Genomic DNA, 25,531 nt, shown 5'->3' on the forward strand with positions numbered 1-25,531 from the left:
ATTTGGGTGGGGCGCTCACTGCTCGCCGCAAACCATGATCTGAATTGGCCCCCATGCGTCGTAGTCAGTGCCGCCGGATGCGGAACGCGTCCAGAAGGTCACCGCTTCCTCTGTAATGCTGATCGTATTCAGCCACGCGCTCACGCCGCCCTGGCCGCTGCTATTCTGCATTATGGCCGTGACGACAGGGGGGGATGAATAGGCGATGGGGAACGTAATTGTTGTCGTGGCCGCCGACGTTACAATGCTGAAATCCTGCCTCAGCACGGAATTTATTCGGGAATACCACCCGTTTGAAATGGTGCCGGATGAAACATTTCCCTGCACTTCGCCACCAAAATTTACTTCGATTGCGCAGTTAATATCCCCGGAAGGACCACCAACACTGAACATGGTGCTGTCGCCGTTGGCAACAACCCAGTTCCCATCGCTTTGGAACCTCTGGTAGATGTTCGCGCCGCTGCCGTATGTCAGCGTTTTTCCGCTGCACGACAGGGGAAGGTAATTGTCAAAATTTCCTTCCAGCGACGAGTTCGTATTTGCCTGAGATGAAACCGCATCAGACAGGTTGTTCTGAACTGACTCAACATCAGAATATAGGGCTATGGCCGACCAGGTTACGCCTGAAATGCTGGTCCCGTATCCGATCAGGGGCCGACCACTGGACCAGTGCAGCCCATACGCATATTCATCCCCTGATGACGTTACCGCCCCATATGCGCCGGAAACGATGGGGCCGCAGTCAGTGCCATTGATTGTGTAGCTGAGAACAGCGGTTCCGCCACTGATGTTCCCGATCGTGACTTTATCCGTGGTTTGGTTGGTGCCTCCCCCCTGCTGGACCGGGTTAAATCCAAGCGCATCCTGCTTGCTGGTTGATAGCGCGGATTCCGCCGCCTTGGCGCGTGTGGTTTCCGCCGTCAGGTCGGATGAAAGCGCAAGCCCATTGAACAGCGATTGCCACGATGCCCCCGATGCGCCGGGCGTCGTCGTGTTATTGTCGGCTGTGGAAATGTAATACGTCCCCGCAACCGATCCCGACACAATGGCATTCAGCGGGTATCCGCCGATCGCGGTGGCAAGCTGGGCATTGAACGGCGCGATGATGCGCGGCCCAATTTCCGCCAGCGAAGGATAAAATGGCGCGCCAGATGCTACGGCAATCATGTCAGACGTAATGGCCGTCGCCCCGGAGGGCACAACAATGGACCAGAGCGGATATGCATCCGTCGGCACCGATGTGCCAATACCCATCTGCGCCACGTCCTGCCGGACGGTTGGTGCGGTCTTTCCGGTATTGTTCGCCCCGGCATAGGTCACGGAAGGGTCGGACGCATTGTAAAACGGAAGCACGGTATCATCCGCGTCCACCGTCGCAGGCGTAACATACACAGTATAGGTCGCACCCACCCCCGGCACATCGAGCGTGACAGGATCGCGGCTGACATACTGATGTGTCAGCGCACTGGAAACAGCCGCCAGCGTGCCGTAGGTCGATGCATCGACCACACCGGGCGCCAGCAATGACCCTGGGGCGATCGACACCGTAAGGCCGGTGCCCGGCGTGCAGGCAAAACCACCGGCGGCCACTGTGGTCCATCCAAATGTCATGGCCGCAAGCTGCCCCAGCCCGACATAGGCGTTCCGTTGCGCGTTCAACTGGTCACTATCCAGCGGTATCTGCGCGGGATAGACGATCTGCCTGTCCATTATCCAAGATTCTCCACATCCTGAACCCATGCGATGGTGCCTGCGGGCATCACATTTTCTATGCGGTCCAGTGTCTGTATTGCAGGCTGATTGGTGTCGCCTGTCGGTAATTGTGCGAAAAGCTGAAAGGGCGTCCCGCGCGATCCGTAGCGCAGGGCCGCAACGCCATATCCGTATCCGCCGCCAATGGCGGGGGCGCTCATACTGCCCAGCCCCTTGCAGTCGGACGCATTGCGCGGCTCGATCACGCGGCCTGCGGTGCCGACTTCATCGGCAATCACGTTCACCACGTCAGGGCGCGTGCCCAGCGATGGGAATAGCGCCTCTTCGATCCTGATGCGAAAGGCATCGTCGCTTTCGCCGGTATTCCTGGTCAGGAGCGTGCCAAAGAAGTCCGAGGCGAACATATCAAGGAAGGCGCCGGTCATGGTCGCCAGCCGGGTCTGGTCCGCCGTTCCCGCCAGCATGGCCCATATCCATGCAAACACGCTGCCAAAGCCTTGCAGCAGGGCATTCAGAACCGGGGCCTGCTCCGTCTCGCCCGTAGCCGGGGGCATCGGAAACCAGCCGCCCGGCAACAGCTTACGAATGCGCAGGGCAAAGCCGTTCTGCGTTACATCAACCAAAGGACACCGTTCCTGCACGGTAGGCCGTGCCAGTTATTGCCGGTAGGTCAACTGTGCCACCCGCCAGCGTCACGCCCGTCACGTTGGTGACAGACGTGCTGGACGCATAGGCAATCTGGATCAGGCGCGAAAAGCTGGCCCCATCGCCAATGGCGAGGCCATTGAGGTAAGTTGCGATGTTGGTACTGATCGTGGATTCGATCGTGGCAAGATCGCCAGTGCTGTTCACGCTGATGGTCATGGCCACGGGCGGTCGCACAACATCGGGGCGGACCACCTGAATGGACACGGTCGCCGGACGCACGTCGTCAACAGCAGTATATACGGCATCGATCACACTGTCTGACACATCGCCCGATCCGTCATCGACATAGACCACCACGTTACCGGGCAGTGTGGCGCCTGACGTGTCCTCGTTCTCCACCACCTGATAAATCAGGTCGGCAGAAACGTCCGTCACTGCGTTTTCTATCGCCGCCACCGTCGCCTTGGATCGGCTGTTGATATAGGCCACAAACCGCGTGCGCAGGGCTGCATCCGTTTCCCCATCGCTGCCGTTGGTAAGGGCTGCGGAATTGGTGACTGTATCAATGCCAGAAACTGCGGTGCCCAACAGACAGATTGCGCCTGCCGCGACGTTACCGGTGGCTCCTGTCGTCTCGCACTGGATCGGCACGGTAATGGAGGCCGTGCCCGCAGGCCGGATATAGGCGCTGTCGGCTGCTGACCAGGCGGCGTTCGTGCTGTCCTCCACCACCTGATAAATCAGGTTCGATGCCGTTTTGACGGTGGCCCCCACCGCAATGGTGGCCGATTGACTGGATGGTGTGAACGAAGTCAGGGTGATGGTGCCGGTGGCCGCCGTGCCCGCTTCACGCGACAGACCGAAATCTTCCACGAAGCTGTCAACATCCGACCCGATGGAAGTCGAAAGACGCGTGCGCGAGAGGATCTGCAAGGCAATGAACTGGAACCACAGACCAAGCCCTGCCACGGCCTCCAGCATGGCGCGCCCGGCGGACCCGACATTCAGGTCCAGCAGGGACGAACAGGCCCCCTGCGCACTGGCGACCATGTTGCCCAGCGTGGTCTTGAAGGATTGGAATGTGATAGCCAAGGGGATCTCCGATCAAAAGGCGACCCATGGCCGCGCATCAGGTGGTAAGCGTCAGTTCCTGCACCGCACCCGTGGTCGCGTCCGTGTAGGAGATGGACAGAAGGTAGGCCCCGATTTTCGGATTTGTGATGGCCACTGTAACGGGCTGCGTCTGATCCACGCCCGCCTCATCGTGCATTTGCTCAAGCACCAGACTGCGGATGCCAGCTTCGTCCATGACCGCGCCGACGCGGGTGGGCAATCCTGCGCCGTAATCCAGTTGCCAGATATACGCACCTGCGTTGGTGCATAGACGACGCAAAAGCGCCTGCCGGGTCTGCTCCGCCCCCGTAACTACGGCCACGCCGCCAGTGCCGGACAGGTCAAGGTCGCCGCCCATGGTGTGGGATAGGGCGCTCATGATAGTTTCAGCAGAAGAGACATCTTATGCCGTTCCAGCATCCCAATCGTTTCCAGCGTATTCAATTCTCCTGCACTGTAATTGCTGAACTCCCGGTCAGGATGAACGGCCAGTGCCATCAGACTGATGATGTCGCCAGACTCCACACCAGAACGGATACCATCCAGCATTTCGAGCATATGCTGTTTGTATGGCGCTTCTGCTCTATGTATGGGAATGACCGTTCCACTCATTGAGGCGCCCCCGTCGATCCGCTGCCCGGCTGCACGCCGCTATGCGTGTGTCCCTTGCCGGAAATTCCTGCTGCCAGCACATCCGTTTTGCCGATCACGGTGCCCTGCGCGGTCACATCCTTATCTGTGGTTATGGAACCCCCGGTGATGCCCAGCCCGTTGGCATCGAGCGTCATGCTGACCGCCCCCACCTTCCACGACTTGCCGTCATTGGTCAGGGTTTCGGTCGCGTTCCCTGCCCCGCTGTATATCGTGTCCTGGGTGATGTGCCACCACGGAGCATTTTCGATCGCGTCCCCCGATGTCGTTTCGCCATTTGCTGGCGGCGTCCCGCATCCGGCCACGATCAGCAGTTCTCCCGGCTGCGCAGGATTTCCCGTGGCGGGAGACTTTGGGGGCATCACCACCGCATCAAAAACCGGCACGGCAGCCACGCCATGCTCTGCATCCGCCTCCACATGCACGACCATCACCTGCGTTCCGATGTCAGGCGGACAGGAAATGCGCAGGCTGCCGACCTGCACGGCGCCGTAAGGTATCCATCCGCTTTCGATGTCAGATGGCTGTGTCATGACCTTGACGGCGTGGTTCACCGGGTCCACCGCGCTGACGATGCTGAATCCCGGCTGCGCCTGCGCGTTCGCGATATTCGAACCCACCATGCGCATATCAGCCATTGTCTTCGTCCTTTGTTACATCTCGGATGCGGAGGGTGACTTGCTGCGTAAAGCCTCCAGACCATGAAAACCGGCTGGTCACGGCATCGACATCCAGCGTGCCGTCCCATGTCGTGCCGGTTCCGGTGATCTGCATGAACTGGCGGGGGGCCAGCGTGATGCGTCCGGGTATCTGTCCGGTTATGGTGCGTTCATGGGCCACGATCTGGTTGTATTTCTGCTGGGCATATTGCTGGACCAGATCCAGACGCGAACCGGGCAGCGTAAAGCTGTGAAGATTACCGGTTTTTTCTGCTTTTTTGGTCGATCCCCCTTCCGCAGACCAGTAATATTCCACCCGGTTGCGCTGCCTGCTGTCCCATGATGTGACGTGAACCACCACGCCCTTGGCGATCTGATAATCCCGCGTAAAGTGCAGGCCGGATGCCCCCATCTGGATCGGACCAACGGGGCCGGGATCATTATAGTCCAATGTCTGTGTATTGGCCTTCGTGGCGGACGGATACGGCGCGCAAACGATCGTCTGCCCTTCCGCATACAGATCACACCCGGTCATGTTCGCCAGATAGCTGGCAAGATCAAATGCGGTCTGGAACCGGCTATGACTGCTGGCGGACTTGCGCTTGTGTTCGATCTGCCAGAATTGCCCCACCATGCCATCCGTCATGGTGACATCCGGCGTCAGCCCGGCATCCGTTATCATGGCCCGGACCACATCCTCCCCGGTCATGTTCATCCAGCCGTCAAGAACGCGCATGTCCAGAAGTTTTGCCAGATAATCACGGCACTGGATGTGGACGAATGTTTCAGCCGGGCTGAATTCTACATGATCCACGATACCCCGGAACATGGTGGTCCATTGCGCGCCTGTCCGGGCCTCATCTCGCATCTGCAAGGTAATATCTATATCGGCCAGCGTCTTTCCATTATCGGGCGCGGGCAGATCAAACCACAACCCATTTGTCGGAACCCTGGTCCGGTCAAGCGCCAGCGTCATATCCAGCGTATCAGACCGGCTATAGCGCGTGCGCGTCAGCGTGAATTCTTCCAGTCCCGTTTCAGCACGTTCCGTGCCATTGACCAAAAGACGGGCACGGGGCGCGCGCCAGATGTGATGCCCTTTACCCGTGACGGTAATGCTTTCACTCATGCCGATACCCCGGGAACGCCACTTCCAAGGGAGGAATCCACTGTCGGCACGACGATCTGCACAGGTGTCGTGAAATCGGACAGATCAGGGTCGGTCATTCCGTTCAACTGCGCAATACGCCACCATTGGGTGGCATCCCCAAGCTGCGCCGCCGCGACGTGATACAACGACACATCCGCCGCCGTGACCTTGATCGTGGTTGCCATGGTTATCCTATTTCACAGTTACGATAGGCCCGTTCTGGGTGCCGTCCGTGGCCGTCAGGGTATTGGCATACGCCCGGTTGACCAGCGCACCGGACGCGACAGAGGCGCTGTGAAGTTCTGCATTCTGGGTCAGGGTGGACAGGCCGGCCGCATTGGTCAGGCCGATGCCCTCCAGGTTGACGCCGGTTTCACTGATGGCGGTAGTCAGGCCGGTGCCAGATGCCTCAAGGCCCGTCAGCAGGCTGGCAGCACTTTCTGGTGTGGATGCCAGGTTTACGCCCGCACCCGATAGACCGCCCACCACGGTCAAATTGTCCTGCACACCCGCGAACAGACCGCCCGCACCCACCATGTCGGCAATGGGCGTGACCTGCCCCACAACCGTTGATAGCTGTCCAGATATATTACCCGCAATGGTTGATACGTCGCTTACTGCGTCCGTAATGCTGGAAATGGCCGATGTCGCGTCGTCTCCAATCAGGGCGGACAGGGCGGAAGAATTTCCCGTCGTGGTCGCCATCTGGGCTGGTTGTTCCAGAACCAGACGATAGGGAATAACGATGCCTTTGTTCTGATAATCGAACGAATATTGAACGATCTTGACCAAAAGCGACAGGCCCGCGCCCGTAAACTGAACCGGCTGCCCCGCAATGCGCATAGACTTGAGCGACAGGGCGCGTTCATAAGCGGTAGGTCCGACAAATCGCCCGCTCAGTTCCAGGCGATCCGGGTCATTCCCTACGGCATCTATGATCTTGTTGCCGCCCGGAAGCTTATGCACGGCCACCTGCTGCGATCCGCCGTCGCGGATCAGGTCAGGAACCTCCATTCCCGTCAGGGTCAAGTCGCCGATCGTGACCGGCGCAGACGCCCACAACCGCCCAAGCGAACCGATGGCGGTTTCAGCGTTTAGCAGGCTTAGGGGCATGGGTAATCCAACAAAAAAGCCGCCTCAATGGGCGGCTGCACAGGCATACTCAGGGCATGATACCCTGAATAATGCATATTACTGGAAAAAGTACAAGGCAAATCAGAAGGGGTTTCCTACCTCTTTTGCTGGCCGCGCGTCCTCTGGCTGCTCATCGCCTTCCGGTCCATCTTCATGGACGCTGCTGTGGCGACCTGAACGGTGTGTGTGGCGTCCTACCGACTGGCCCGCGTCACGGGCACCAGATATATGGGCACCATTCTCAACAGCCTGCTTCTCGCACACATAAGCGCCGCGCTTCGTATGTCCAAACCAGTGGTCGCCCGGCAGGTGATAGATGCCGGTGGTCTGGTTGAGCCACACTACCGTGTCGCCAGGGCATGATGGGGCGGCTTGGGCGGTTGAGAGGGTGCCGAGCAGGGCGGCGGCGAGGATTAGGTGGCGCATGGTGGTTTCATATCGGCAGATGTGAAACGAAAGGTAAACAAGAAAGGCCGCCCCACCCGGAGCGGCCAGCATGTTTCCTATCCGATCAACACCGGATCACGTTCAACGTTCAGGCCGGGGACCGCGCCTCCCTGCGCTGTGCGTGCCCGGAATTCGTCCCACAGTTGCGATCCGATGCGTCCAAGCGTGCGAAGATCCTCCACCACATGTTCCGATCCGATATCGCCATCCCTCCATTCCATCAGGCGCGCCAATGCGCCCATGGAATGCCGTGCCATCATCTGGCCTTCCTCCCCACCTACGCCGGGACAGAATCCTTGGCCTTCGCGAAAGGGCGCGGCGCATCCTTATCCGCCAACATGGCGGCGCGCAGGATGCCCACCAGATTGGGCGACCACTTCAACTGCTGCTGCGATCCCTTGCCGTGGCGTCGCGTTGTGTCGAACATCCGGCCATGCTTCGCGCCTGCCTCGGTCATTGAATAATCGCTCGACACGCTGGAACCGGACGACTTCACCTGATAGCCGATGGTGGTAATCAGCCTGTTCGTGGCAATCGGGCTCAGGCCGATTTCCTTGCCGATCTGCGTGGGCGTCAGGTAATTGTCCTGCGTCGGCGCGGCAATGGACGTGACACCCATCAATTCCAGCGGGTTGACGCCGGACAGTTCCTTCGTGCCGCGAGCGGCCATCAGAAGGCGCTGGTTTTCGTCCAGATGAGACAGGTGCGATGCGACACGCAGGCAGCGTTCAAAAGCTACATCGAAGGCTGGCTTGCGGATGCGCTTGGGCTTCTGTTCGGGAATGCGTCCCGTCACCAGCGCATCAAACGCGCGGATGACTTTCAGGTGGAATGCAGGGCTGATCCACATCGCGTAGGCGTAGACCAGTTCTTTCACGGCATAGGTGCCCCCATTGCGGCCAGTCGTCATTTCTACCGGTTTTCCGGCAGTTTCAGAAACTGTGCAATTCTGCATAGTTTCCAATTCTGCGACCAGCTTTCGTGCGCTATCCGTGCGAAGCCACTGAGCTGGAGCATCCTTCGCAATGCCGCCCGCCGCCCGATGGCAATCGTTCAGGCAATACCGTCCCTCTACGTCCTGACGGATTGCGGTGGAAAGGATGGTCAGTTCTGTGTTATGCGTCATCATGTCGTGACTTCCTATGGTCATTTCTGAGAGGCATCGGGGGGTGTCGCCGCCAAGCTGTTCCCCGATGCCTTTTCTGTTTCTGCCAATCCCTGCTCAATCAAATGAACGATTGCTGCGTTTCGGCTTCGGAATCCTTCGGGAATACCAAAAACATCGATCGCATCCACGATCCTTTTCGGAACCCTTAATTGAAGCCGGGAAATATCTTCCCTGTGAAGGCCGGGGTCATATCCTGTTTTGTACGCCAATTTCCATTCCTCTTATTCTCAGCGCGATCACATGCGCCATACTCTTGATATCGTAATGTCAATCATGGTGTCAATTGATATGTCATTCCAATTTGTGCTGAAAATACACATATCTGGGATGCGGAGAAGAAAATGGCGGAAGATCAGGAAAAACCTACTACTGAACGTAGAGTCCATGTGCTGCCTGTGGAGCTGCTTGAGCGCGTAAGGACATATCAGACAGACAACAACATTCCGTCTGAAGTCGAGGCAGTCCGCCGCCTCCTGAGCGAAGCCCTACAAGCCAGAGACACCATTGATGACATCATGAAGCAGGTTAGAGCTTATTTCCGGCAAGACAGAGACTTGCGCGCGATGGCAAAGGAGGTCTTGAGTGGACATATCCTTGTCAATCGGATTGTCATCAATGATGCAGATGTTGAGTTCGGATTACGGAATGGCGATGCTGGTTCGATCAGAAATGATGGATCTATGAAAATAGGCACAGTTCAGGACGATGGGGGCATCTGGCTGAAAGAAGATTGGCCACGCACGCCAAAGGAATCAACGCGCGATGCAAAAAACCGCGCAGGAGCGTCGGTTTTGGATGAAGAAATTCCTTTTTAGAAAAAAGCCGCCCGAAGGCGGCTATTTTTTTATTTACTCGTTGTCTTTCAGGGACATGACTGCACCAAACGTTTCTTGATTAACCAAGCTTGAGAACGATGGGTCTGAATTAAAATTGTTTGCTATTTTTAGCAAATTGTTAATATTAAATCGATCCCAGTTAACTTTCTGATACGTGCTTTTCAGGAAATAGAAATCTTCCATTTTGAAGTATTTATCATTCCCATAATCATCTGGGTTCACGTATCCCCATACAAAATGACATTTTCCTGGTGATCCCTCCTCATCAAATAGGGCCTTCACCATACTAGGGGCTACTTCTGCCTCAAAAATATTCATGAGGTAATGCGGGGCAGTGTTCCCCATCGTTGGGCTTACTCTTTTGCTAAAAATTCCTTTATCAACCATGTCTTGCACATGCGCAGAAAATGTTGGTTGATCAATTCTGGTATTAATTGTGCAAATACCATTTTGGACGGAAACCGTTGATGAAACTCCCCAAGCACCAAAATTGCTCCCGTCTGGGAAAATAGGGGCCGGGTAAGACACCCCTTGAGAATTGCGTTGCTGAGCATGCGCTGTGGTGGATGCACAAAACAGTCCTAATATGACAAGAAATTTACGCACCATAATCTCCTTGCGAATGGTATCCAATTTCTTGCCTTATTTTTGGCTAATTGACCAGAATTGTTATATCACCTCCCAATAGCCCTGCCCGGCAACTGCGGGTGCTGGATCACGTCTGGGGATGTGCCAGATGCGCGCATTTGCTGTTGGGCCTGCTGAAACTGCACTTCCTGCACCGCTGATGCTAATTCACGACCATTAGGCATCATGACCACGATCTGTGCGGTTCCCACATGACGCACGGCGTCTGGTTCCAGATTTCCGTGAGCCGGATGCTGAACAGGGTGTGCCTGATACCCGCGCGCATTGCCATGCGATGCATGCGGGGTATTCCAAGAATTACGAATGGTATCCCACCATTCTAAGTTTGCGCTAGCTGGATGCGGCGCTTGGGCGGCGGCATGATCGAAAGCCATTCCCCGCGCATTAACCCCAGGATGGGCATTTTCTACGCCAAAACGGGTTGCAAGCCACTGCATAATGGGAGGAAGAGCGACTACAGCAACGCCAAGGGCTGTGATTCCCGCGGCTACACCAAGTAGCGATCCGCCCACCGCAGCTCCGCCGCCAAGCATCGCCGCCGTACTGGCGGCAGACGCCACCTCCCCGCCAGCAAGCACACCCGTCATGAGGCGAAGTCCGGATGCTAAAGGCCCGAGAGCGACGCCAGCGATTGCCATAGTTCCAGAAAGAGCCGTGACTGCGGCTAGGCCACCAGCGAGCCGAATTAAGTCGCGGGCTGCATTAGGGTGTGCGGCGGCCGCGCGTGTAAAGTAATCAATCCCCATTCCTAATTCATGAAGGAGATGGGCACCATCGCGAGCAGCGGGCAGTCCCAAGGTCTGCATGAGGGAGGCCCATGAGTTTTTTAGATTATCAAGCTCTGTTCTGTAATTATATTGATTGTTGTTATACGCATCAAACCCTGGGGATAATTCGCGCAAAGTCTGATCGCGTTGAACGCTTGTCAACTGCGTGACAATCATTGCCCCGAAACGGCGTGCCGTTTCTGCCGGAAGCGCCTTATACATTTCGTCGCGAACATACGCGTCAAACGACTCTGTATTTCCGGGATGGGAAGCGATACGATTTTGGTAATCTTTTTGCAGTAATGGTCCAAAAACATCCTTTATCCATGGGAAAAATCCTTGATTAGGATTATTTAATTCATCTGCACCTAAGGTCGCTCCTCGCCCAATGATTGCCCCCCCTTCCCCGACCCCAAAGGTGTATCCTTGGCGCTTTAGATCGGCCATCTGATGACGGGACATGTGTGGAAGAGATTTTACACTACCGCCAGAAAATACACCGAGTCGCTCGAGTTCTCGAGCATTCCTCTCAGGCATAACGCCACCATAGAAGGCACGAGACATCGCGGTCAGCGCCGTACCTGCCCTATCTCCATGCATTTCTAAGATAGGCGTCATCATTAAGTTCCAGAAGGCTTCTGGGTCATACCCACGAGCGGTCACTGCCGATGTCTGCATCACATTACGCAGATCTTCTGGTCTGATATTACCTCCTCCTGCTTGTAAAGTACGGAGGGCTGAGTCTTCATACCGATGAAACCGACCCAGATCAAAACTACCATCCGCTTGATAGCGGGCCGCGCCCTGCATCTCAATCGCGCGGAATAGATCATTTGCGCCACGGTCCCCTATCATGGACTTCAAGCGCAGATAATCGGGTAGCGTTGCGTTGATTTCACGGTAATCGTTTCCCGATGCCCCAGCCCCTACAACGCCCCGAAGTTCCCTAATCCCGGCCAGACGTTCAGCCACATCTGGCCCTCGCACAGCGGCCATAGACCGATACGCTTCGGCAGTTTCCTGCACGATCTGAAGATGCGTCATACCAGCATTTTTCATCTGGATCTGCTGATCCAAAAGTTTGCTGCCAGCGGCTGCGAGCGAATCTAACCCCTTGCCTAAGACATCAGCGCCAAGAATACCGGCCAATCCGAGTGCGGCGCCCCGTAAGCGGCCAAAGCTGCGCTCAACCTCAAGCGCAGATGCGTTCAACCCAAGGACATTCCGGGATAGCACCTGAAGGACTTGCGTGGCATTATCGGTCATTCCGATTGCTACACCAACGCGATACACGTCTGCCATTATGTCCTCATGGATTGTTGAAAGTGAATATTATGGCCAAGGGTAAACAGGTAACTGGTTTCATATTTTTAGCTGGCTTGATTGGCCTGATTGCTTATGAGAACCACAATGATGAGCATAATAGCGTTGTTGCATCTGGGGTTAATTCAGCACCCCAAGCATCGTATCAAGAGCCATCGGCGTCCGGTTCAGGTATCGAGGATGCTTCACCTACCCCTTCACTACAGACATCACCGACTGGGGCAATTTCAATACCTGACTTCCTAGCCGATCAAAACGATATGAAGACCGGGACAAAAAAGATAGTTGGCCCGGGCCGTATGGGATGTATGGGCGGATCTTTATGTGGGTTCTATGATCCCGATAACAGTATGGCTTATGCGATGGTTGATATCAGCAAATTAGTCCATGATGACAAAGTCAAGTTTATGACCAGCAATCCCCTGACTGGTCCCGTTGTTTATGTTCAGATTAAGCACGTGAATAGCGATGCAATGGGAACAAACTATATTCTAAGCATTATCCGATAAAAAACAGGCCGCCCCACCCGGAGCGGCCCTGTTTCCTATCCGATCAACTCACGCTCCCTCACCTTCTGTTCTTGCAACTGCACCACCTGACCTCTTTGCCGCCAGTTCTTCCGGGCCTGTTCGACGTGAGGGTGAATGCCCCGGCGACGCCTGATTTCCACAAGGCTCTCAATCACCTTCATCTTGGCAAGCAGGTTATCTGGCTCAGACCGCTCGATCCGTTCCCACGCGTCACACTCCGCCATCCAGACCAGAAGTTCCCTATCGGGCGGAAGATACCCGCCTGTCAGGGCTATGCCGGGGCAGGCTCCTGCCTTTTCGCGAAAGGGGCGCGGACAGGCCCCTTCTGCTCAATGTGCCAGCGCAGGAGGGTGACTGTGCGCGATGACCACAGGATCGTGCGCTTGGTGATCTGCGCGGCGTAATAGGACGCTCCAGGGTCCGTCAGTAACCAGCGATTATTATCGTTGGTGTGTTCCTGCAATCCAAGTTCCGCCAGAAGCAGATTGGCCTGCACCACAGAAATTCCGACAAGACGGGCGACCTGTGCCACCGGCAGGCGGCACGATCCCGCCTTTGGGCGGCGGCGCGGGATCATATCGAGCGGAATCATGACGGGCGATGCAGATACCACCTGCTTTTCAGCAGCTACCTGCGTCACGCTATCCATCGCCTTTTCCGCGAACGCCTGCTGCTGCGGGGTCATCTTGCCGCCAAACTTTTCTTCCAGTTCCGCAAGCAGGTCGCTTTTCATTTTGGTGACAACCGACTTCACGATGCCGCCAACTTCCTTCGCTGACAGGCTTTTCGATGCGGTCTGTTCGCCGCGCGCCAGCGCCCGGCCAAAGAAATGGTTGAACAGCACACGAGCGCATTCGGTCTGGTATTCAATGACCTTGGCGCGGGTCGCTTCGTTCTTGATCCGGTCGGGGTGGATCGTGGCAAGCCAGAAGTTCAGGAGGTCGAGGGATAGGCAGGTTCCGTCCTGTTCGCCGCCGTCAGAAGGTATCACCGTCATGGTGATACCCTTTTTAAGCACCGGATGAGACATAATTTTCCTGTGCTGCGGCTGCCATGACAGCCCCATCCCCTCAACCACTGGCTTCATCGCCACCAGCGTTGTTTCGGGACGATCACCAGGGATCGCAATGAGGTTTGAACCGTGGAAGTCGATTGTCGTGAGGTGCTGGGTCATGCCACATCCTCCTTGCGGAATCCTGCGGGACGCTCAGCGTCATACATGCCAACCGGCTTGTCATATTCAGACGACAGACGAAAAGCCATCTGACGAGCGGCCTGTTCATCACGTCCGGGACGCTGAAGATAATGCCAGGTGTCATCGTAGAAGGTTACCGTGCAGGCCCAGAAGGCAATCTTTCCATTGCCATCAGCCATGTGCTGAACGAACAGATCGCGGACATAGGCCCAATCAATCTGATCGGGGCGAAAAACAGATTCCGCGCCCTCCATACCGGAACGAATGAGATGATTCTTTGCACCCTGCCGGGCTGATGTGCTATCAAAAGTCAAGACGAATGTTTCCTATTCGTTGTTGGTGATAAAGGCATCGGGGGAAGTCGCCAAACCGGACCCTGATGCCTTTTCTGTTTCTACTGCGCGCGACAGCCAGAAGAGAACCTCTGCATTCTGGCTTCTATGATTCAATTCTGCGGATGCCCTTACCCAGTTTTTAAGATGCTTCGGCAGCCGCAGTCTCATGTGATCCTGCTCCATCTCTCCCTCTCAAAATGACGCAAAATGCGTCATGCCCCTTTTATGTGCCAAACAGCGTCATTGAGGTCAAGCACAAAATGCGTCATTCTTGCGTCATGTCTGATGATGCACATTTCCGGCTGCGTATTCCTCGCCACTTAAAGGAGTGGGTAGAGGAAAGAGCAGAGGCCAATAACCGCTCAATCAATGCCGAGATTCTATCTTGCATTGAGTTGGCGAAGGATGGCGTTTTGGTTTTGGAAGATGATGCACGTGTGCGATATCGGGCCATCGCACACGATGTTCTTTATCCTCTGCGCGCAGAGATAGAAAAGGACATAGAGGACATGAAGAGCGAAATTAACGCGCTCAGAAGCGAAATACAGTCCAGGAAGAGTTTATAAGTCAGGCTTAAAAAGCCGCCAGAAGATGGCCGAAGCCATACACCGCATGATCGAGGCGTATGAAGGGCGCGTTTAATCTTCTGCGCCTGCGATGGGCATGCTGCCACCGACCACTTCCTCGCCGAACAGACGCCCCACAAAATGATGCCCAACCGCATGCACGACCGCGTCGGTCTTTCGGATCAGCGACCCGGCCAGCACGGCGCGAGGCGGCTGCTTGACGGTGCCCAGTTCGAAATAAACCAGCTTGTCATCATCGGACCCGACATAGGCCGTTCTGCCTTGCACAACGTGCTGTATGCCACCACGCATAGCGCCAGACCGCAACCCCGGCTCATTCTCAGGATATCCTTGCCGGACACGATCATCCTTCGTGCTATCAGCCAGTTCAGCCCATGGCGCAAAGGGGCCGGCCCCCTGCTGGTAATGGCCCAATTCCGTCTTGGCCTCATGCTCTACAATTTTTGCAGCCTGATCCAGCCCTTCATGTGCGGCATGTTCAATTTCGCCAGCCATGCTGGCCAACAGGCCGGCAAACTCAGGTAGTGACATATCAGGCATTGGGCCGCTCCATAGTCATGGTGTCCCAGTTGAACCGGCCGCCTTCCATTTCGGAAAAAACGATGGAGTGAGCCAGTACCTCGGCTTCACTCATTTCGCTCATCGCCAGCGCATAAGGCACCCCATTCTTTACGAGCCAGCAGCGTTGCTGGAAGCCTGGGGTGCTGAAGAGTTTTTTGCGTCAGTGGCCATCGCCTTTTGCTTGGCGATCAGCCATTCAAGCGCGGCGGATGCGGCATCTGCGTCAACGCTATCCCATAACCCGTCCAGTTCATTCAGGTTCTGGGGAGCGGGCGGGCATGGCACGCCCTCAATGGACAGCACGGTAGCACGGGCCAACGTGCCGGTGGTCCATGCGTTTTCGCCAAATGCGTCACCCGCGATCCGGGTCAGGCGCGCAAGGCGACTCCCCGCCACCTCCTTGACCTCGATCTTGCGCCCCTTGGTATCGGTAATGGTCTCGTTGCTCATGAAATCTTGTTCTTTCGGCGTGCGGTGAACTCAAGGCGTTGGCTGACAATATTTTCCGACTGGAAATTGCCAGCTTCGGGCTGCCGCAGGGACGCGCCCACGTATTCGTATGTACTCTGCGTACCGTCCACTTCGGTTACATACTGATAGATCGTGCCAAGAAGCATGGTCCCTGCGTTCCAAAACCCCGCCTCTATGGCGATCATCAGGTCATCAAGGGAACTCCCATCCCTCTGCACGGTGAATGTCCCACGCCAGCCGTTTGGCACATCATAGAATACCGGTTCATCGTTCAGCGGCTTAGACGTAAGCTGCGTTGTCTGCTGCTGGGACTGGAATCCCGTGACGGTTGGCAGATCAATGCGACTACCATTGTAAACGAGGACCACCCGACAATCGCGGCCCACATTGAACAACTTACTTGCCATTCAATCCTCCAAGAAAAAAGCCGCCCGTGAAGGCGGCTGGTAAGATGGATCAGGCGCCCGTTGTCGTGGTCGTACTGACCACCACGCTGGAACCTCCCTGAAGATTAACCACAAAGAAGCGGTTGATGCCCTGATATGTGACCTTCACATCGGCGCGAACGTAACCGAGCGCCGTTTTGGTCTGCGGGTTGTTCGTGCTGTCGCATACCACAGTATAGGATGAGGTAGACGCCAGAATCCCGGAACTGACCATATTGGACAGCGTACCGAGAAGTACGGCGCGGATATCACCAAACAGCGTATCGTTGATGACATCACCCACGAACGTGCCCATGCCGGAATTGATGGTTTCGGCAATGTAGTTGGTCAGACGGGTATAGCTGTCATCATCGATGGCATCGTCAGAGGATGTATTGATGCCACCGCGCACAGCCCAGTAGCTTCCGCCGGGAGCGGGGTTGCAGATCACGTCAATGCCCGCATCAAACAGCGCACCCAATTCCGCATCGGAATAGGTCTGTGTCGTGCCGCTGGACACCAGCCCGGCCTTCTGGCTGCCGATCACGCCCGAAAGCTGCTTGTTCAAGCTGGATTGTTCGGGGGACAGACCACCGAACAGCCCGGCCACGAACGCCTGTGGCGTGACCAGCATATCCCCGTTCGTGTCATCGTCCCACCACAGCCAGTCGCCAAACATCAACTTCATGGCGTAACTGTCGAGTCCGGCGGCCGCCTTGGTGCTGACCGCATTGGTGATGGTGTCGCCAGACGGTCCGCAGGCGATCATGTAAACGCCCTCACCCAACCCGAACGCCACCTGGTCTGTCCATGACGTGTCATCCGTCAGGCCATGCAGGACGCCCAGAGCGCACCCCTGCCCCCGAAGCGCATACATGCCGGTGCGGGTTGCCGCATCTGCCCCGATAAATTGCGCCGTTGTGGGGGTGCCACCGTCCGCACCGCCGGTCAGGGTGACAGACCCGGCGGCCAGCGCGGGCACCGTGGTGGGAACCGTTGGCACAACCAGCGCGGACGTATCCGCAACCATCGCGGCGGCGATCTCGGTCCATGTTGTCCCGCTATAGGCGCGGCTTCCCAGAACAGCATGACTGGTGGTCAGCGTGTATCGGGTGGTGATGATGCTGCCCTGGGTAAGGCTTGCCGTAATGGCGTTTCCTGCGCTGCCGGTATAGCGGGCCGTCAGGCTGACGGTACCCAGGGTTCCGGTTGCAGCCGCATCGGTCCCGTCACTCACGCGCACGCAACGGAAATCCGATGCCCCATTAAGGATGGCGATGTTTACGCCTGTGCCAATATCAGTTGCCAAAGGCTGCTTGGTGCCGAACGCCGACAGGCAATCCCCCATTGATCCCACAATGACAGGCGTGTTGAGCGCCCCCCACCCTGCCGTTCCGACCAGGCCGATGCGACCGCTGGATACGCCATTCAGGGCCAATGTGGCGGGTTTCTGGATCTGCACATACAGGTTCGGAACAGTCAGACTGTTCGTGTTCAGGGCGCCTGCCTGATAAATCTGCGGCATGGATTATTTCTCCTGCGTGAGAGGCACACGAACCGTGAAGCGGCCCAGCGTTCCGGCGCTCTTCAGCCTCGCGATGATGGCGGAATCCGTGATCTGCGTGCCTATCGGGTATCCGTATCCCGGAAGGGTCACGACATAGGCGACGGTCGGTGTCGCGGAGATCTGCGCAGCCGCCGTCGTTGCCACGGGCGCGGGTGCCGTCGTGGTCTGTGGTGTGATCGTCATTGAATGTCCTTTTGGAAGGGTCAGGACGCGGCCAGAAGCGCCCCGTCCCCTGCGGTGATGGTCTGGCCGCCCGGAAGGCTGAACACCTCAATGCCAAAAAGCATCTGGGCCATATTCTCGCGCACATCCGTGTCGTAAGTGGCGATAAACCGGAATGGCCGCATGAAAATGCCACTATTCTGGGCGGCATCGTTGTTCCAGTCGCCACGGGCCTCAATCTGGAATGTCGAACCGTTGGCGTCAGTCAGCCAGTCGATGAAGGCCATGCCATTTTCTATGGCGGTTCCCAGCGCATCGCGGGCATTCGGCGTGGCCGACCAAACCGTAACCTGGAATAGCTGCTGCTGCCTGCGTGCGGTGCGAACCGCCGAGGAATAACCACCCGTCGCACCGGTCAGGCTGGATGCATCCGGCACACTGACGGTGGCGCCGCTGGACGTAGAACCGGGGATCTGTGCGGCCAGTGCGGACGCGATGGTATCCACAGTGTCGGTCGCCTGCACAGCATAGGCGGCAACGGCACGCCCCGGAATGGTCGTGCCATCAGATTGGATATGCAGCCCGACGATGCCAGACGGCGTTGCGTCATCCTGTAACGTGATCGTGGCCGTGGTCCCCATGGTCGTAACCGACACCGTGGATGGTATGGTGTCCTCCTGTCGCCATGGTCGGCCAAGGGGTTCATCAATGCGCCGCCAACCGGCTTGCAGGTCCATGACAGTGATGAAATCGACACCGTTCCCCAGCGCGCAGTCCGCGCCCGTGTAATCGGCCTGCGTGATCCAGCCACGGAATATTTTGGTTGGCCTGCCCGTTACGGACGGATTTCCTTTCCCGTTCGGGTAGGCGATGGCCGCCATCTGCGCCACGATGGCGTGGGAAATAGAGACAATATCGGCCATATCACACCTGCCTCACGCTCATCAGGCAGCGGTTTCCGTATTGGCTCGGCTCCACTGCGGTCAGGGTGTAGGTCGTGCCCAGATCGGTCGTGACCGCCATCTCTATGGTGGGCACAAATCCGGGCATGACCGGCAACAGCATCTCGTAATCCGCCGCCTTGATCGAACCGGGAATACCGTCTCCGGTCGGAATGCCTTTCCCCTTGATCTGGATAAAGGCTGGCCATCCCGTTATCAGCGTAGTCTGGTTGGTTGTGTTGCCTGCCGTGCCGTAACTGTCCGACGCACCAACATCCGTGCAGACCGCGCCATCTCCATTGGTGCTGCCCTGTCCTGCCTGCCCCGCGATAGACACGACCCGATTACACAGCATGCACAGCGGTGTCCGGAATGGCTCAAGGCGTGCCACAAAATAATTTTCACCTGCGCAGGTCAGCAGATCTCCCGACTGCACATCCGTGGTATCGAACAGGCCGAACACCGCAGGCTTGCTCCACAGGGCCGGACCATCAAAACCGAATTTCCGGTCATTGTTGAACGCGGCCAGAAACGTCGCATGGACGGTCCCCATCGGCGCGGTCAACGACGCCGGACGGTATTGCGTGGTGGTGGCCCCCAGCCGGAGAGCCGCCTTGGCATAGCCTTTCGCAACCTTCTGCTGAACAAGGGCCTGATACATCAGTGACGCCGCCCTTTGGTGGATGTGCGGTTCATCAGCGAGACCATCTGCCGGTCAATGGCTTTGGCCTGCCGGGTCTTTTTGAACGCCGCCGTGGTCATACCAACCAGAGCCGCGTTCTGGCCATCCTCTTTCCGGTCGGTGTTCGACTTGAGGTACTGCGCCATGGTCATGCGCCTTGCGGGACGTGCCATCTATTTTTTCCGCCGGATGATGCTGTTGGCCTTGGCGTTAATCTTCGCCTGCGAGGATTTGGACAGGTTCCCCGCTTTCACCTGCTGTGCGGCGCGCGCCTTTGCGTTAATCGCATGGGCGCGATCGGGCATCGGGAACCGCCGCGACCCGGGAAGGCCGAAAGCAGACTTCGGCAGGGCGTTACGCCTGCGGCTGGTCAGGGCTGCCATTGGCGTCCTCCTGTTTCTTTGCCTTGTTCTGCGGCCAGTTTGCGATATGGTCCGGATCTTTGGTGGGAACGATCCCCGCCGATGTCAGGGCGACGGAAAGTGGCCCGGACATGGGCGCCGGAACCGGAGGGCCTTCCAAATATGCGGGCTGACCATCCGGTATCGGTCTGGTGCGGCGCTCGCGCGGGGTGACGTTTCCCATGCGATCAACCATGTATCCCACCTGCGCATCCGTGCCCGTGACTTCGACCACGCGACCGGGTTCAGGACCAAACGGCTGGGTTTCACGCGCAAGGACGGACCTGATCGCGACGATGACGCCATCTTTAACCTGCGCCCAAATCCGCGATGGTCGCGGCCTGTTGCTGTCAACAGCGAACATGCTGCCTCCTATATTGTAATGCGATTGGCGGGGCGCAGTCCGGGGCCGGGCGGCACTCCCAGAAACGCGCACAACTGCCTGCGCCACCGGTTATAAAGGCCAAACCGGTCCTGAACCTCGGATCGGTTGTGATGCCACACGGCGGCCTGATCCGTGTCCAGATTGTCTGACGCGCCCATAATGGCGGTTTCCAATGTCTGACACTGGGTCAGGAAGGTGCGGGCCTGCACGCATTCGTCAGGCGCAAGATTGCGCATGCGCCATTCGTTGAAGCCGTAGACCTGAAAAAACCGCCACGACTGCTGACCGCTGTTGATGCCGCCCATGGCGGGATAGCCCATATATCGACGACATTGGACCAGTTCATCGTCGGTCAGGGGCGTATCAACTACGGTTGTTCCAGACATTCGACCGGCTCCATCTCCGCTCCGCGTTCGCGTAAGTGGGCGATTTCTGCGGGGCTGGTAATGACCTCACCTGCGGACCAGTGGTAGCGACCCCGGTTAAAGCGGGTCTCGATATATCCGTGGTCGCGCATGAGGCGCATGGGGGCGGCACTTTCGCCAACCCCCTCCCCCTGCGTCTTGCGGGGGCGCGCCATTACGCGCTGGCGCCCAGGCTTTCGATCACCACGCCGCGCTTCAGGTAACTGTTGGTCGCGGTCGGGATGATCGTGGTGTCAGCCGTAAGGTCGGTGGGCAGCGCAAAGCCGCCAATCCACGACCACGACTGTGCGATGATCTGCGCCAGACGATCCAGAGCCGGACGGGTAATCATGCACACATCGTCCACATGCGTCAGTTCGCCACCATCCAGCATACCGGCGTAGTGGTTCCCCATATTCGCATAGTCACCCTCGATCAGGGCGCCCTGACCGCAGATGATGGCGCGGTGGATCGCCCCCGCCCCCAAAGACGCCTGCTGGGGTGCCTCTGTCGTGGGGATGAAGCGGATGCCGAGCAGGTCAAAAATCTGTCCGGTCTGGTAGGTATCGGACCCATACTGCCCACGATACAGCAACTTGAAATCGTCATCGCGGAACAGGCCAAGCAACTGCGCGTTATCCAGGTAGCAGTGATAAACACCACCTTCCAGCGTGGGAACGTTGTTGTCACGCAGTGCGGAAAGTGCCGCCAGCATCGCCTGAATGGTCAGGAGATCGCCAGTCACCACATTGCCATTCGCATCCTTCTGCCCACCGGCCAGAAGGCCCAGAGATGTCGAACGGCCATTGGGGCGCAGGACAAGAGGTGCCGTGGCGGCAACAACCGGCTGCCCGATGGTGCCGTCTGCCACCGTCACGTTGCCAGAGAACGTCAGCGTTCCGGAGATCCCGTTGGGCGCCGTGCTGGTGTTGGTCGCGTCGGCCGCGACACCCACCAATGTGTACGCGTCATCGCCAACGGTGACGGTCATGCCGTTGCTGCTGCTGACCGCAACCACCTGCCCCTCATCGGACAGGATATTCTGGAATCCCCGGATGTCATCCACCGCAACGGCGGTTCCCGCTGCGGTCAGCGTGGTCGTGACACGGGTATTTCCACCAAGATATCCGCCGACACCACTCTGGACGCCGCCGAACAGCGCATTTCGCGCCAGACGATCCAGCGTCTGTCGGGCATTGATGCCGAGAACCTGCGCGTTTTCCACGAACTGGTTGGCAATACCCACGCCTTCCGTCACCTGGTTGAGGTCCATGGTATTGCCATACTGATCGATCGACAGCGTGTACTGTTCGACTGACCAGTTCGTGGGCGACATGCCGTTATCGAAGTTGGTGTTGCTGCTGGGGTTCAGCGGGGTTGTCGCGGGGGCCAGCAGCCCGCGCCGGGTATCCGTAATGGTCTGACCAATACGGGCGGGGAAATCCATCCGGTCCGCAACGGAACGAAATCCAAGACGCGATTCAAGGGAATCCTGGAAGGCGCGCGCAAGGTAGCCCTGCTGTCTCTAATGCTGTCATTTCAAGGGTTTCCTGGCATTATGTCGCGTCTGTGTCGCACAGAGTTTTATCGGGCACTGTAATCAGCGCCTGGGACATGCGTGCCAGAGCCAATTTTTGCCGGTCTTGTTTGACCAGAGGGTGGGCATAAGTCTGTAACGTCTCATCAAAAGAGGCATGGCCAAGCAGATGGGCGACTTCCGTCACGGGCAGGCCCATGTCGATCCAATAGCTTGCAGCAAAATGCCGAAGCGCATGGAAATGGCGATGTTTGCCCTTCTCGCTATGAACCTGGGCACGTTCCAGCAGGTTATACCAGCAGGTCGTAATCGCTGAACGGCGCAGTCCGTTTGCCCGTGAGGCCCCATAGAACAGGAAACCGCCCTCATTGTGCCGATAATGATCCTTCATCCACGCTTCAAGCAGATCGGCAATATGCGGCGGAAGGGGCACATCCCGTATCCCGGCGCGTGTTTTTGGGCCTTTCACCTCTCCGAATTTTGTTAGTGAACGCCGGACCGACAGGGTGCAGTTGTCCATATCAATTGCGTCTGTGGCTAAGGCGAATATTTCACCAATCCGCAGGCCGCAGAATACCGCGATATTTACGAAAATATTCAACTGGGCATAAGACCGCCGATTTTTATGATACGGGCGGTTTTTAGCCTCTGCCAAAATCCGTTTGATTTCATCTTGAGTGAAAGTTTCTACCTGAGCTGCCGCGACAGGTCCCATTTCACGAATGACCTGGACAGCAATGTTCGTGCTGACGTATCCGCGCCGGATGGCATAATCTATCATTCCCCGCAGATCATAGAGCCGCGCCTTGGATGTGCGGGCAGAAAGTCCGGTCTTGCGGCATGCTTCCACCCACTGGCTCACATCCTGAAACGATAGCTTGTTGATCTTGATACTGCCCAAAGCGGGCAGCACGCGGCGCGTCATGGCATTACGGTAATTATACAGGGTCTGCTCACCCATCCTTGCGCCATCACGCTGCCGACGCTCCAGAACGCCCACGTATTCATCGTATATTTCATTGAGGGTCTTGGTCTGGCTGTCAGGAATATGCAGGCCACGCTCAACATCGGTTACGACACGGGCGCGATAGGCATCAGCCTCTTTCTTTTTTGCGAATGTCTTGATGCGCCTTTTTCCGCCGCCATCGGTATAAGACACAACCCATGCCTCTTTTGTCTCGCCTTTCGCATTTTCCCACATGCGTTTGCGAACAGATGCCATTACCTATTCTCCAATTTGGCGGAACCGAAGCCCCGCCTTTTGTTCAGATGGAAATATAATCCTCGATAGCGTTGGCATGCCGACCGATCCCCTCGGCCAGCCATGCCAGTTCCGTGCCGGTCTGTTTGTCCCCCTCCGCCATGCGGGCCAGTATTCCGGCCATGACGCTGATTTCCGTGGTGGCAGCGTGTATGGCCGCCAGCCGGTCAAGCGTTGCGAAGCTGAGCGGCGCAGTATGTGCCCGCCATGCCCGGTGGCAGGATGTTGAACTGGTGCCCATCGCCTGGCCTACCTCGCGCCATGACAGGCCCTCCTTGCGGAGGTGCTCAATCCGGCGGAGGTCACGGGCAGACCATGTGCGTGCGGGGCGGCTCATGCGTGCCCCCTGTGATGCTGGCGGGCCATATAGAGGTCATACAGACGCGCTTTGGCCGCAACGGTGAAATAATCCACATGCCGGTCCACCAACGGGATACCCTCATGCTCAAACCGGGAACAGGGGGCGTCTTTCAACCTGTCCCGCATGGCCTCGGCTTCCGCCTGCACCAGCCTTTTCGCTTCCCGTAACGGCAGGCCATCCACGCCCCACACAGCATCGGCCCATTGTTTCCCGCTCTGGATCGGGTCAGGCACCCCGAACAGCGTGGCATATGCTTCATCCGGCGTCATGGCTTCACCTCCTGCCACATGCGACTTGAGAGCCGGACCATCGCGCCACTGATACGGACGGCGATGCCGGTAAGGGGGATCAGAACGAACAGGGCGGCGTTGATAAAGAGGCGCTTCATCTCAAATCGCCTCATCAATGGCGGTGCATTGCCGCTCGATTTCTTCACCAGCCCATGTGACAGCCAGCCCAAAGGATTGGGCCTGCGCCGGGGTCAGGTCCGACCGGCTGGCAGTGGCCACCCCTTCACCTGCCCAGCGCATGAGAATGGCGAGACGTGCAAGCGACCGGCTGGCATCCTGGGCGGCCCTGACCTGCTTGATGTCGATCTGTAGGAGGTCGCTCATTCCGCACCGCCTTTCATTGCCAGAATGTCACGGGCAAGGCTGCCCTCTATGGTGTCGGGCTTCGGATTGCACAGCAGCACAAGCCGGGCCTTGTCCTGCAGGTCGACAAGGGTTCGGGCGCGTGTGCGGATGGCCTTGCGGTAGGCCACGCCAAAGCGTTGCATCTGTGTTTCCGCGTCGGAGGTGGCGGGTTCTTTCCAGCACCGGCGATCAGCGGCAAGGGCGGCCATCGTGGCCTTGCGGATGGGGCTGGTCATCGGGCCGCCTCCATCGCCTGCCCTTGCGCGCCGCCGTGGCGCAGAACCTCCGGCTGGGCGAACCCGGCCAGGGCGAGTAGGAGCAGCGCGGGGAAGATCAGGGCCGGAAATACGTCCTGCCAATGGATTGCGGGAATGAAAGCCCTTGTACGGACTCCCGGTGGTACGCTATGGGCGTGTTTAGCCATTGCCGAATTCGTCCTTCGGTTAGTGGTTAGGCTGGGTAAGGAGGGTGCAAGCTCCGTGCCCAGCCGATTGCTTTCAGAAGCAACCTAAGCCATTATGGTGATACTGATTTATAAGATCAACCAAAAAGGCTTAGGTTTGACAAATTCCAAGCTATTGCCCGCCCAATGCCGGGCTGCGCGGGCCTTGATTGAATGGAGCCAGGAGCAGCTTTCCATTGCTGCCCAAGTCTCTCGCCACACTGTAAAAGATTTTGAGCGCGGCGTGCGGACCCCATACCCGAACAACCTTACGGCAATTCGCTCAGCCCTAGAAGCGGCGGGCGTTGACTTCATCCCTGAAAACGGCGGTGGCCCTGGCGTCCGAATAAAGAAAGCCATATCGAATGATTAATTCCCGACACGAAAAACCA

The 25,531-nt window shown here is 57.4% G+C and carries 41 protein-coding genes; 4 read left to right on the forward strand and 37 right to left on the reverse strand.

Features of this window, described 5'->3' with window-relative positions:
* Positions 1-15: 15 nt before the first annotated feature.
* The 13 genes from IFJ82_RS09490 to IFJ82_RS09550 form a co-directional block, all read right to left on the reverse strand.
* Positions 16-1,710, reverse strand: a complete 1,695-nt coding sequence (locus IFJ82_RS09490) for a hypothetical protein (protein ID WP_192264126.1) — start codon at positions 1,708-1,710, stop codon at positions 16-18.
* A complete protein-coding gene (locus tag IFJ82_RS09495) occupies positions 1,710-2,336 on the reverse strand; it encodes a hypothetical protein (RefSeq protein ID WP_192264130.1) in 627 nt (208 codons plus the stop codon). Before IFJ82_RS09495 ends, IFJ82_RS09490 begins: the two co-directional genes overlap by 1 nt.
* Positions 2,329-3,453, reverse strand: coding sequence for a baseplate J/gp47 family protein (locus tag IFJ82_RS09500; protein WP_192264133.1), 1,125 nt, complete (start codon positions 3,451-3,453; stop codon positions 2,329-2,331). Before IFJ82_RS09500 ends, IFJ82_RS09495 begins: the two co-directional genes overlap by 8 nt.
* A 37-nt stretch (positions 3,454-3,490) precedes the next feature.
* The gene (locus tag IFJ82_RS09505; RefSeq protein ID WP_192264136.1) at positions 3,491-3,853 is read right to left on the reverse strand and encodes a phage tail protein; all 363 of its coding nucleotides are present in this window, start codon (positions 3,851-3,853) and stop codon (positions 3,491-3,493) included.
* A complete protein-coding gene (locus tag IFJ82_RS09510; protein WP_192264139.1) occupies positions 3,850-4,086 on the reverse strand; it encodes a hypothetical protein in 237 nt (78 codons plus the stop codon). Before IFJ82_RS09510 ends, IFJ82_RS09505 begins: the two co-directional genes overlap by 4 nt.
* Positions 4,083-4,763, reverse strand: a complete 681-nt coding sequence (locus tag IFJ82_RS09515) for a phage baseplate assembly protein V (RefSeq protein WP_192264142.1) — start codon at positions 4,761-4,763, stop codon at positions 4,083-4,085. Before IFJ82_RS09515 ends, IFJ82_RS09510 begins: the two co-directional genes overlap by 4 nt.
* Complete coding sequence (locus IFJ82_RS09520; protein WP_192264145.1) at positions 4,756-5,913, reverse strand: hypothetical protein; 1,158 nt, start codon at positions 5,911-5,913, stop codon at positions 4,756-4,758. Before IFJ82_RS09520 ends, IFJ82_RS09515 begins: the two co-directional genes overlap by 8 nt.
* On the reverse strand, positions 5,910-6,119 hold the full coding sequence (locus IFJ82_RS09525) for a hypothetical protein (RefSeq protein WP_075595567.1): 210 nt from the start codon (positions 6,117-6,119) through the stop codon (positions 5,910-5,912). Before IFJ82_RS09525 ends, IFJ82_RS09520 begins: the two co-directional genes overlap by 4 nt.
* 7 nt (positions 6,120-6,126) lie before the next feature.
* Complete coding sequence (locus IFJ82_RS09530; RefSeq protein ID WP_192264147.1) at positions 6,127-7,047, reverse strand: hypothetical protein; 921 nt, start codon at positions 7,045-7,047, stop codon at positions 6,127-6,129.
* A 102-nt stretch (positions 7,048-7,149) separates the two neighbouring features.
* Positions 7,150-7,494: a hypothetical protein gene (locus IFJ82_RS09535; RefSeq protein WP_192264149.1), complete on the reverse strand. Its 345-nt coding sequence runs from the start codon at positions 7,492-7,494 to the stop codon at positions 7,150-7,152.
* Positions 7,495-7,571: 77 nt separating this feature from the next.
* Positions 7,572-7,775, reverse strand: coding sequence for a hypothetical protein (locus tag IFJ82_RS09540; RefSeq protein WP_075595565.1), 204 nt, complete (start codon positions 7,773-7,775; stop codon positions 7,572-7,574).
* A 17-nt stretch (positions 7,776-7,792) separates the two neighbouring features.
* Positions 7,793-8,665, reverse strand: a complete 873-nt coding sequence (locus IFJ82_RS09545) for a KilA-N domain-containing protein (protein ID WP_192264151.1) — start codon at positions 8,663-8,665, stop codon at positions 7,793-7,795.
* Entirely contained in the window at positions 8,662-8,892 is a 231-nt protein-coding gene (locus tag IFJ82_RS09550) for a hypothetical protein (protein ID WP_192264153.1), read from the reverse strand. Before IFJ82_RS09550 ends, IFJ82_RS09545 begins: the two co-directional genes overlap by 4 nt.
* Positions 8,893-9,024: 132 nt before the next feature.
* On the opposite strand from IFJ82_RS09550, the gene IFJ82_RS09555 reads away from it, so the two are divergent.
* The gene (locus IFJ82_RS09555; protein WP_192264155.1) at positions 9,025-9,498 is read left to right on the forward strand and encodes a hypothetical protein; all 474 of its coding nucleotides are present in this window, start codon (positions 9,025-9,027) and stop codon (positions 9,496-9,498) included.
* Positions 9,499-9,531: 33 nt separating this feature from the next.
* Here IFJ82_RS09555 and IFJ82_RS09560 read toward each other — a convergent pair whose 3' ends face one another.
* A complete protein-coding gene (locus tag IFJ82_RS09560; RefSeq protein ID WP_192264157.1) occupies positions 9,532-10,152 on the reverse strand; it encodes a hypothetical protein in 621 nt (206 codons plus the stop codon).
* A 41-nt stretch (positions 10,153-10,193) separates the two neighbouring features.
* Positions 10,194-12,083 (reverse strand): hypothetical protein, encoded by a 1,890-nt coding sequence (locus tag IFJ82_RS09565; RefSeq protein WP_192264158.1) that lies wholly within the window; start codon positions 12,081-12,083, stop codon positions 10,194-10,196.
* Positions 12,084-12,268: 185 nt separating this feature from the next.
* Here IFJ82_RS09565 and IFJ82_RS09570 point away from each other — a divergent pair, with 185 nt between their 5' ends.
* Positions 12,269-12,766, forward strand: a complete 498-nt coding sequence (locus IFJ82_RS09570; protein WP_192264160.1) for a hypothetical protein — start codon at positions 12,269-12,271, stop codon at positions 12,764-12,766.
* A 292-nt stretch (positions 12,767-13,058) separates the two neighbouring features.
* Here the strand turns inward: IFJ82_RS09570 and IFJ82_RS09575 are convergent, their stop codons facing one another.
* From IFJ82_RS09575 to IFJ82_RS16005, 3 genes are read right to left on the reverse strand one after another with little or no spacing between them, the layout of a single operon-like run.
* A complete protein-coding gene (locus tag IFJ82_RS09575; protein WP_192264162.1) occupies positions 13,059-13,961 on the reverse strand; it encodes a phage antirepressor N-terminal domain-containing protein in 903 nt (300 codons plus the stop codon).
* Positions 13,958-14,296, reverse strand: a complete 339-nt coding sequence (locus IFJ82_RS09580) for a hypothetical protein (protein ID WP_192264165.1) — start codon at positions 14,294-14,296, stop codon at positions 13,958-13,960. The genes IFJ82_RS09575 and IFJ82_RS09580 overlap by 4 nt, the downstream gene beginning before the upstream one ends.
* A gap of 12 nt (positions 14,297-14,308) precedes the next feature.
* A complete protein-coding gene (locus IFJ82_RS16005; RefSeq protein WP_192264167.1) occupies positions 14,309-14,500 on the reverse strand; it encodes an Arc family DNA-binding protein in 192 nt (63 codons plus the stop codon).
* Between the two features lie 95 nt (positions 14,501-14,595).
* On the opposite strand from IFJ82_RS16005, the gene IFJ82_RS09590 reads away from it, so the two are divergent.
* Positions 14,596-14,883: an Arc family DNA-binding protein gene (locus tag IFJ82_RS09590; RefSeq protein ID WP_192264169.1), complete on the forward strand. Its 288-nt coding sequence runs from the start codon at positions 14,596-14,598 to the stop codon at positions 14,881-14,883.
* A 72-nt stretch (positions 14,884-14,955) separates the two neighbouring features.
* On the opposite strand, the gene IFJ82_RS09595 is transcribed toward IFJ82_RS09590, so the two are convergent.
* The 19 genes from IFJ82_RS09595 to IFJ82_RS09680 all read right to left on the reverse strand — a co-directional run bounded on the left by IFJ82_RS09595 (position 14,956) and on the right by IFJ82_RS09680 (position 24,933).
* Entirely contained in the window at positions 14,956-15,444 is a 489-nt protein-coding gene (locus tag IFJ82_RS09595) for a hypothetical protein (RefSeq protein WP_192264171.1), read from the reverse strand.
* Positions 15,445-15,573: 129 nt separating this feature from the next.
* On the reverse strand, positions 15,574-15,915 hold the full coding sequence (locus IFJ82_RS09600; protein ID WP_192264173.1) for a hypothetical protein: 342 nt from the start codon (positions 15,913-15,915) through the stop codon (positions 15,574-15,576).
* Positions 15,912-16,343 (reverse strand): hypothetical protein, encoded by a 432-nt coding sequence (locus IFJ82_RS09605; RefSeq protein ID WP_192264174.1) that lies wholly within the window; start codon positions 16,341-16,343, stop codon positions 15,912-15,914. The genes IFJ82_RS09600 and IFJ82_RS09605 overlap by 4 nt, the downstream gene beginning before the upstream one ends.
* 49 nt (positions 16,344-16,392) lie before the next feature.
* Complete coding sequence (locus tag IFJ82_RS09610; protein WP_192264176.1) at positions 16,393-17,886, reverse strand: phage tail sheath protein; 1,494 nt, start codon at positions 17,884-17,886, stop codon at positions 16,393-16,395.
* 3 nt (positions 17,887-17,889) lie between these two features.
* The gene (locus IFJ82_RS09615; RefSeq protein WP_192264178.1) at positions 17,890-18,111 is read right to left on the reverse strand and encodes a hypothetical protein; all 222 of its coding nucleotides are present in this window, start codon (positions 18,109-18,111) and stop codon (positions 17,890-17,892) included.
* Between the two features lie 20 nt (positions 18,112-18,131).
* Positions 18,132-19,013: a hypothetical protein gene (locus IFJ82_RS09620; RefSeq protein WP_192264180.1), complete on the reverse strand. Its 882-nt coding sequence runs from the start codon at positions 19,011-19,013 to the stop codon at positions 18,132-18,134.
* A 1-nt stretch (position 19,014) separates the two neighbouring features.
* Positions 19,015-19,692 carry a hypothetical protein gene (locus tag IFJ82_RS09625; RefSeq protein WP_192264182.1) on the reverse strand — a complete coding sequence of 226 codons (678 nt, stop codon included), beginning with the start codon at positions 19,690-19,692 and terminating at the stop codon, positions 19,015-19,017.
* Positions 19,692-19,886, reverse strand: a complete 195-nt coding sequence (locus IFJ82_RS09630) for a hypothetical protein (RefSeq protein WP_192264184.1) — start codon at positions 19,884-19,886, stop codon at positions 19,692-19,694. Before IFJ82_RS09630 ends, IFJ82_RS09625 begins: the two co-directional genes overlap by 1 nt.
* Positions 19,887-20,096 (reverse strand): hypothetical protein, encoded by a 210-nt coding sequence (locus tag IFJ82_RS09635; protein ID WP_192264187.1) that lies wholly within the window; start codon positions 20,094-20,096, stop codon positions 19,887-19,889. It lies immediately after the preceding gene.
* The gene (locus tag IFJ82_RS09640) at positions 20,068-20,478 is read right to left on the reverse strand and encodes a hypothetical protein (protein WP_192264190.1); all 411 of its coding nucleotides are present in this window, start codon (positions 20,476-20,478) and stop codon (positions 20,068-20,070) included. Before IFJ82_RS09640 ends, IFJ82_RS09635 begins: the two co-directional genes overlap by 29 nt.
* 8 nt (positions 20,479-20,486) lie before the next feature.
* Positions 20,487-20,885, reverse strand: coding sequence for a hypothetical protein (locus IFJ82_RS09645; protein ID WP_192264193.1), 399 nt, complete (start codon positions 20,883-20,885; stop codon positions 20,487-20,489).
* Positions 20,867-21,079, reverse strand: coding sequence for a hypothetical protein (locus IFJ82_RS09650; protein ID WP_192264196.1), 213 nt, complete (start codon positions 21,077-21,079; stop codon positions 20,867-20,869). Before IFJ82_RS09650 ends, IFJ82_RS09645 begins: the two co-directional genes overlap by 19 nt.
* Complete coding sequence (locus IFJ82_RS09655) at positions 21,079-22,350, reverse strand: DUF4043 domain-containing protein (protein WP_408901683.1); 1,272 nt, start codon at positions 22,348-22,350, stop codon at positions 21,079-21,081. Before IFJ82_RS09655 ends, IFJ82_RS09650 begins: the two co-directional genes overlap by 1 nt.
* A 109-nt stretch (positions 22,351-22,459) precedes the next feature.
* Positions 22,460-23,662, reverse strand: a complete 1,203-nt coding sequence (locus tag IFJ82_RS09660) for a tyrosine-type recombinase/integrase (protein WP_192264199.1) — start codon at positions 23,660-23,662, stop codon at positions 22,460-22,462.
* Between the two features lie 43 nt (positions 23,663-23,705).
* Positions 23,706-24,038: a hypothetical protein gene (locus tag IFJ82_RS09665; RefSeq protein ID WP_192264202.1), complete on the reverse strand. Its 333-nt coding sequence runs from the start codon at positions 24,036-24,038 to the stop codon at positions 23,706-23,708.
* Positions 24,035-24,331 (reverse strand): hypothetical protein, encoded by a 297-nt coding sequence (locus IFJ82_RS09670; protein ID WP_192264205.1) that lies wholly within the window; start codon positions 24,329-24,331, stop codon positions 24,035-24,037. Before IFJ82_RS09670 ends, IFJ82_RS09665 begins: the two co-directional genes overlap by 4 nt.
* Complete coding sequence (locus IFJ82_RS15905) at positions 24,328-24,450, reverse strand: hypothetical protein (RefSeq protein ID WP_275403441.1); 123 nt, start codon at positions 24,448-24,450, stop codon at positions 24,328-24,330. The genes IFJ82_RS09670 and IFJ82_RS15905 overlap by 4 nt, the downstream gene beginning before the upstream one ends.
* A 1-nt stretch (position 24,451) precedes the next feature.
* Positions 24,452-24,676, reverse strand: a complete 225-nt coding sequence (locus IFJ82_RS09675) for a hypothetical protein (RefSeq protein WP_192264208.1) — start codon at positions 24,674-24,676, stop codon at positions 24,452-24,454.
* A complete protein-coding gene (locus IFJ82_RS09680) occupies positions 24,673-24,933 on the reverse strand; it encodes a hypothetical protein (protein WP_192264210.1) in 261 nt (86 codons plus the stop codon). The genes IFJ82_RS09675 and IFJ82_RS09680 overlap by 4 nt, the downstream gene beginning before the upstream one ends.
* A 282-nt stretch (positions 24,934-25,215) precedes the next feature.
* Here IFJ82_RS09680 and IFJ82_RS09685 point away from each other — a divergent pair, with 282 nt between their 5' ends.
* A complete protein-coding gene (locus IFJ82_RS09685; RefSeq protein ID WP_192264213.1) occupies positions 25,216-25,512 on the forward strand; it encodes a helix-turn-helix domain-containing protein in 297 nt (98 codons plus the stop codon).
* Positions 25,513-25,531: the final 19 nt, after the last annotated feature.

It is taken from the genome of Novacetimonas hansenii (assembly GCF_014843995.1).
In the GTDB taxonomy this organism is placed as follows: Bacteria; Pseudomonadota; Alphaproteobacteria; order Acetobacterales; family Acetobacteraceae; genus Novacetimonas; species Novacetimonas hansenii.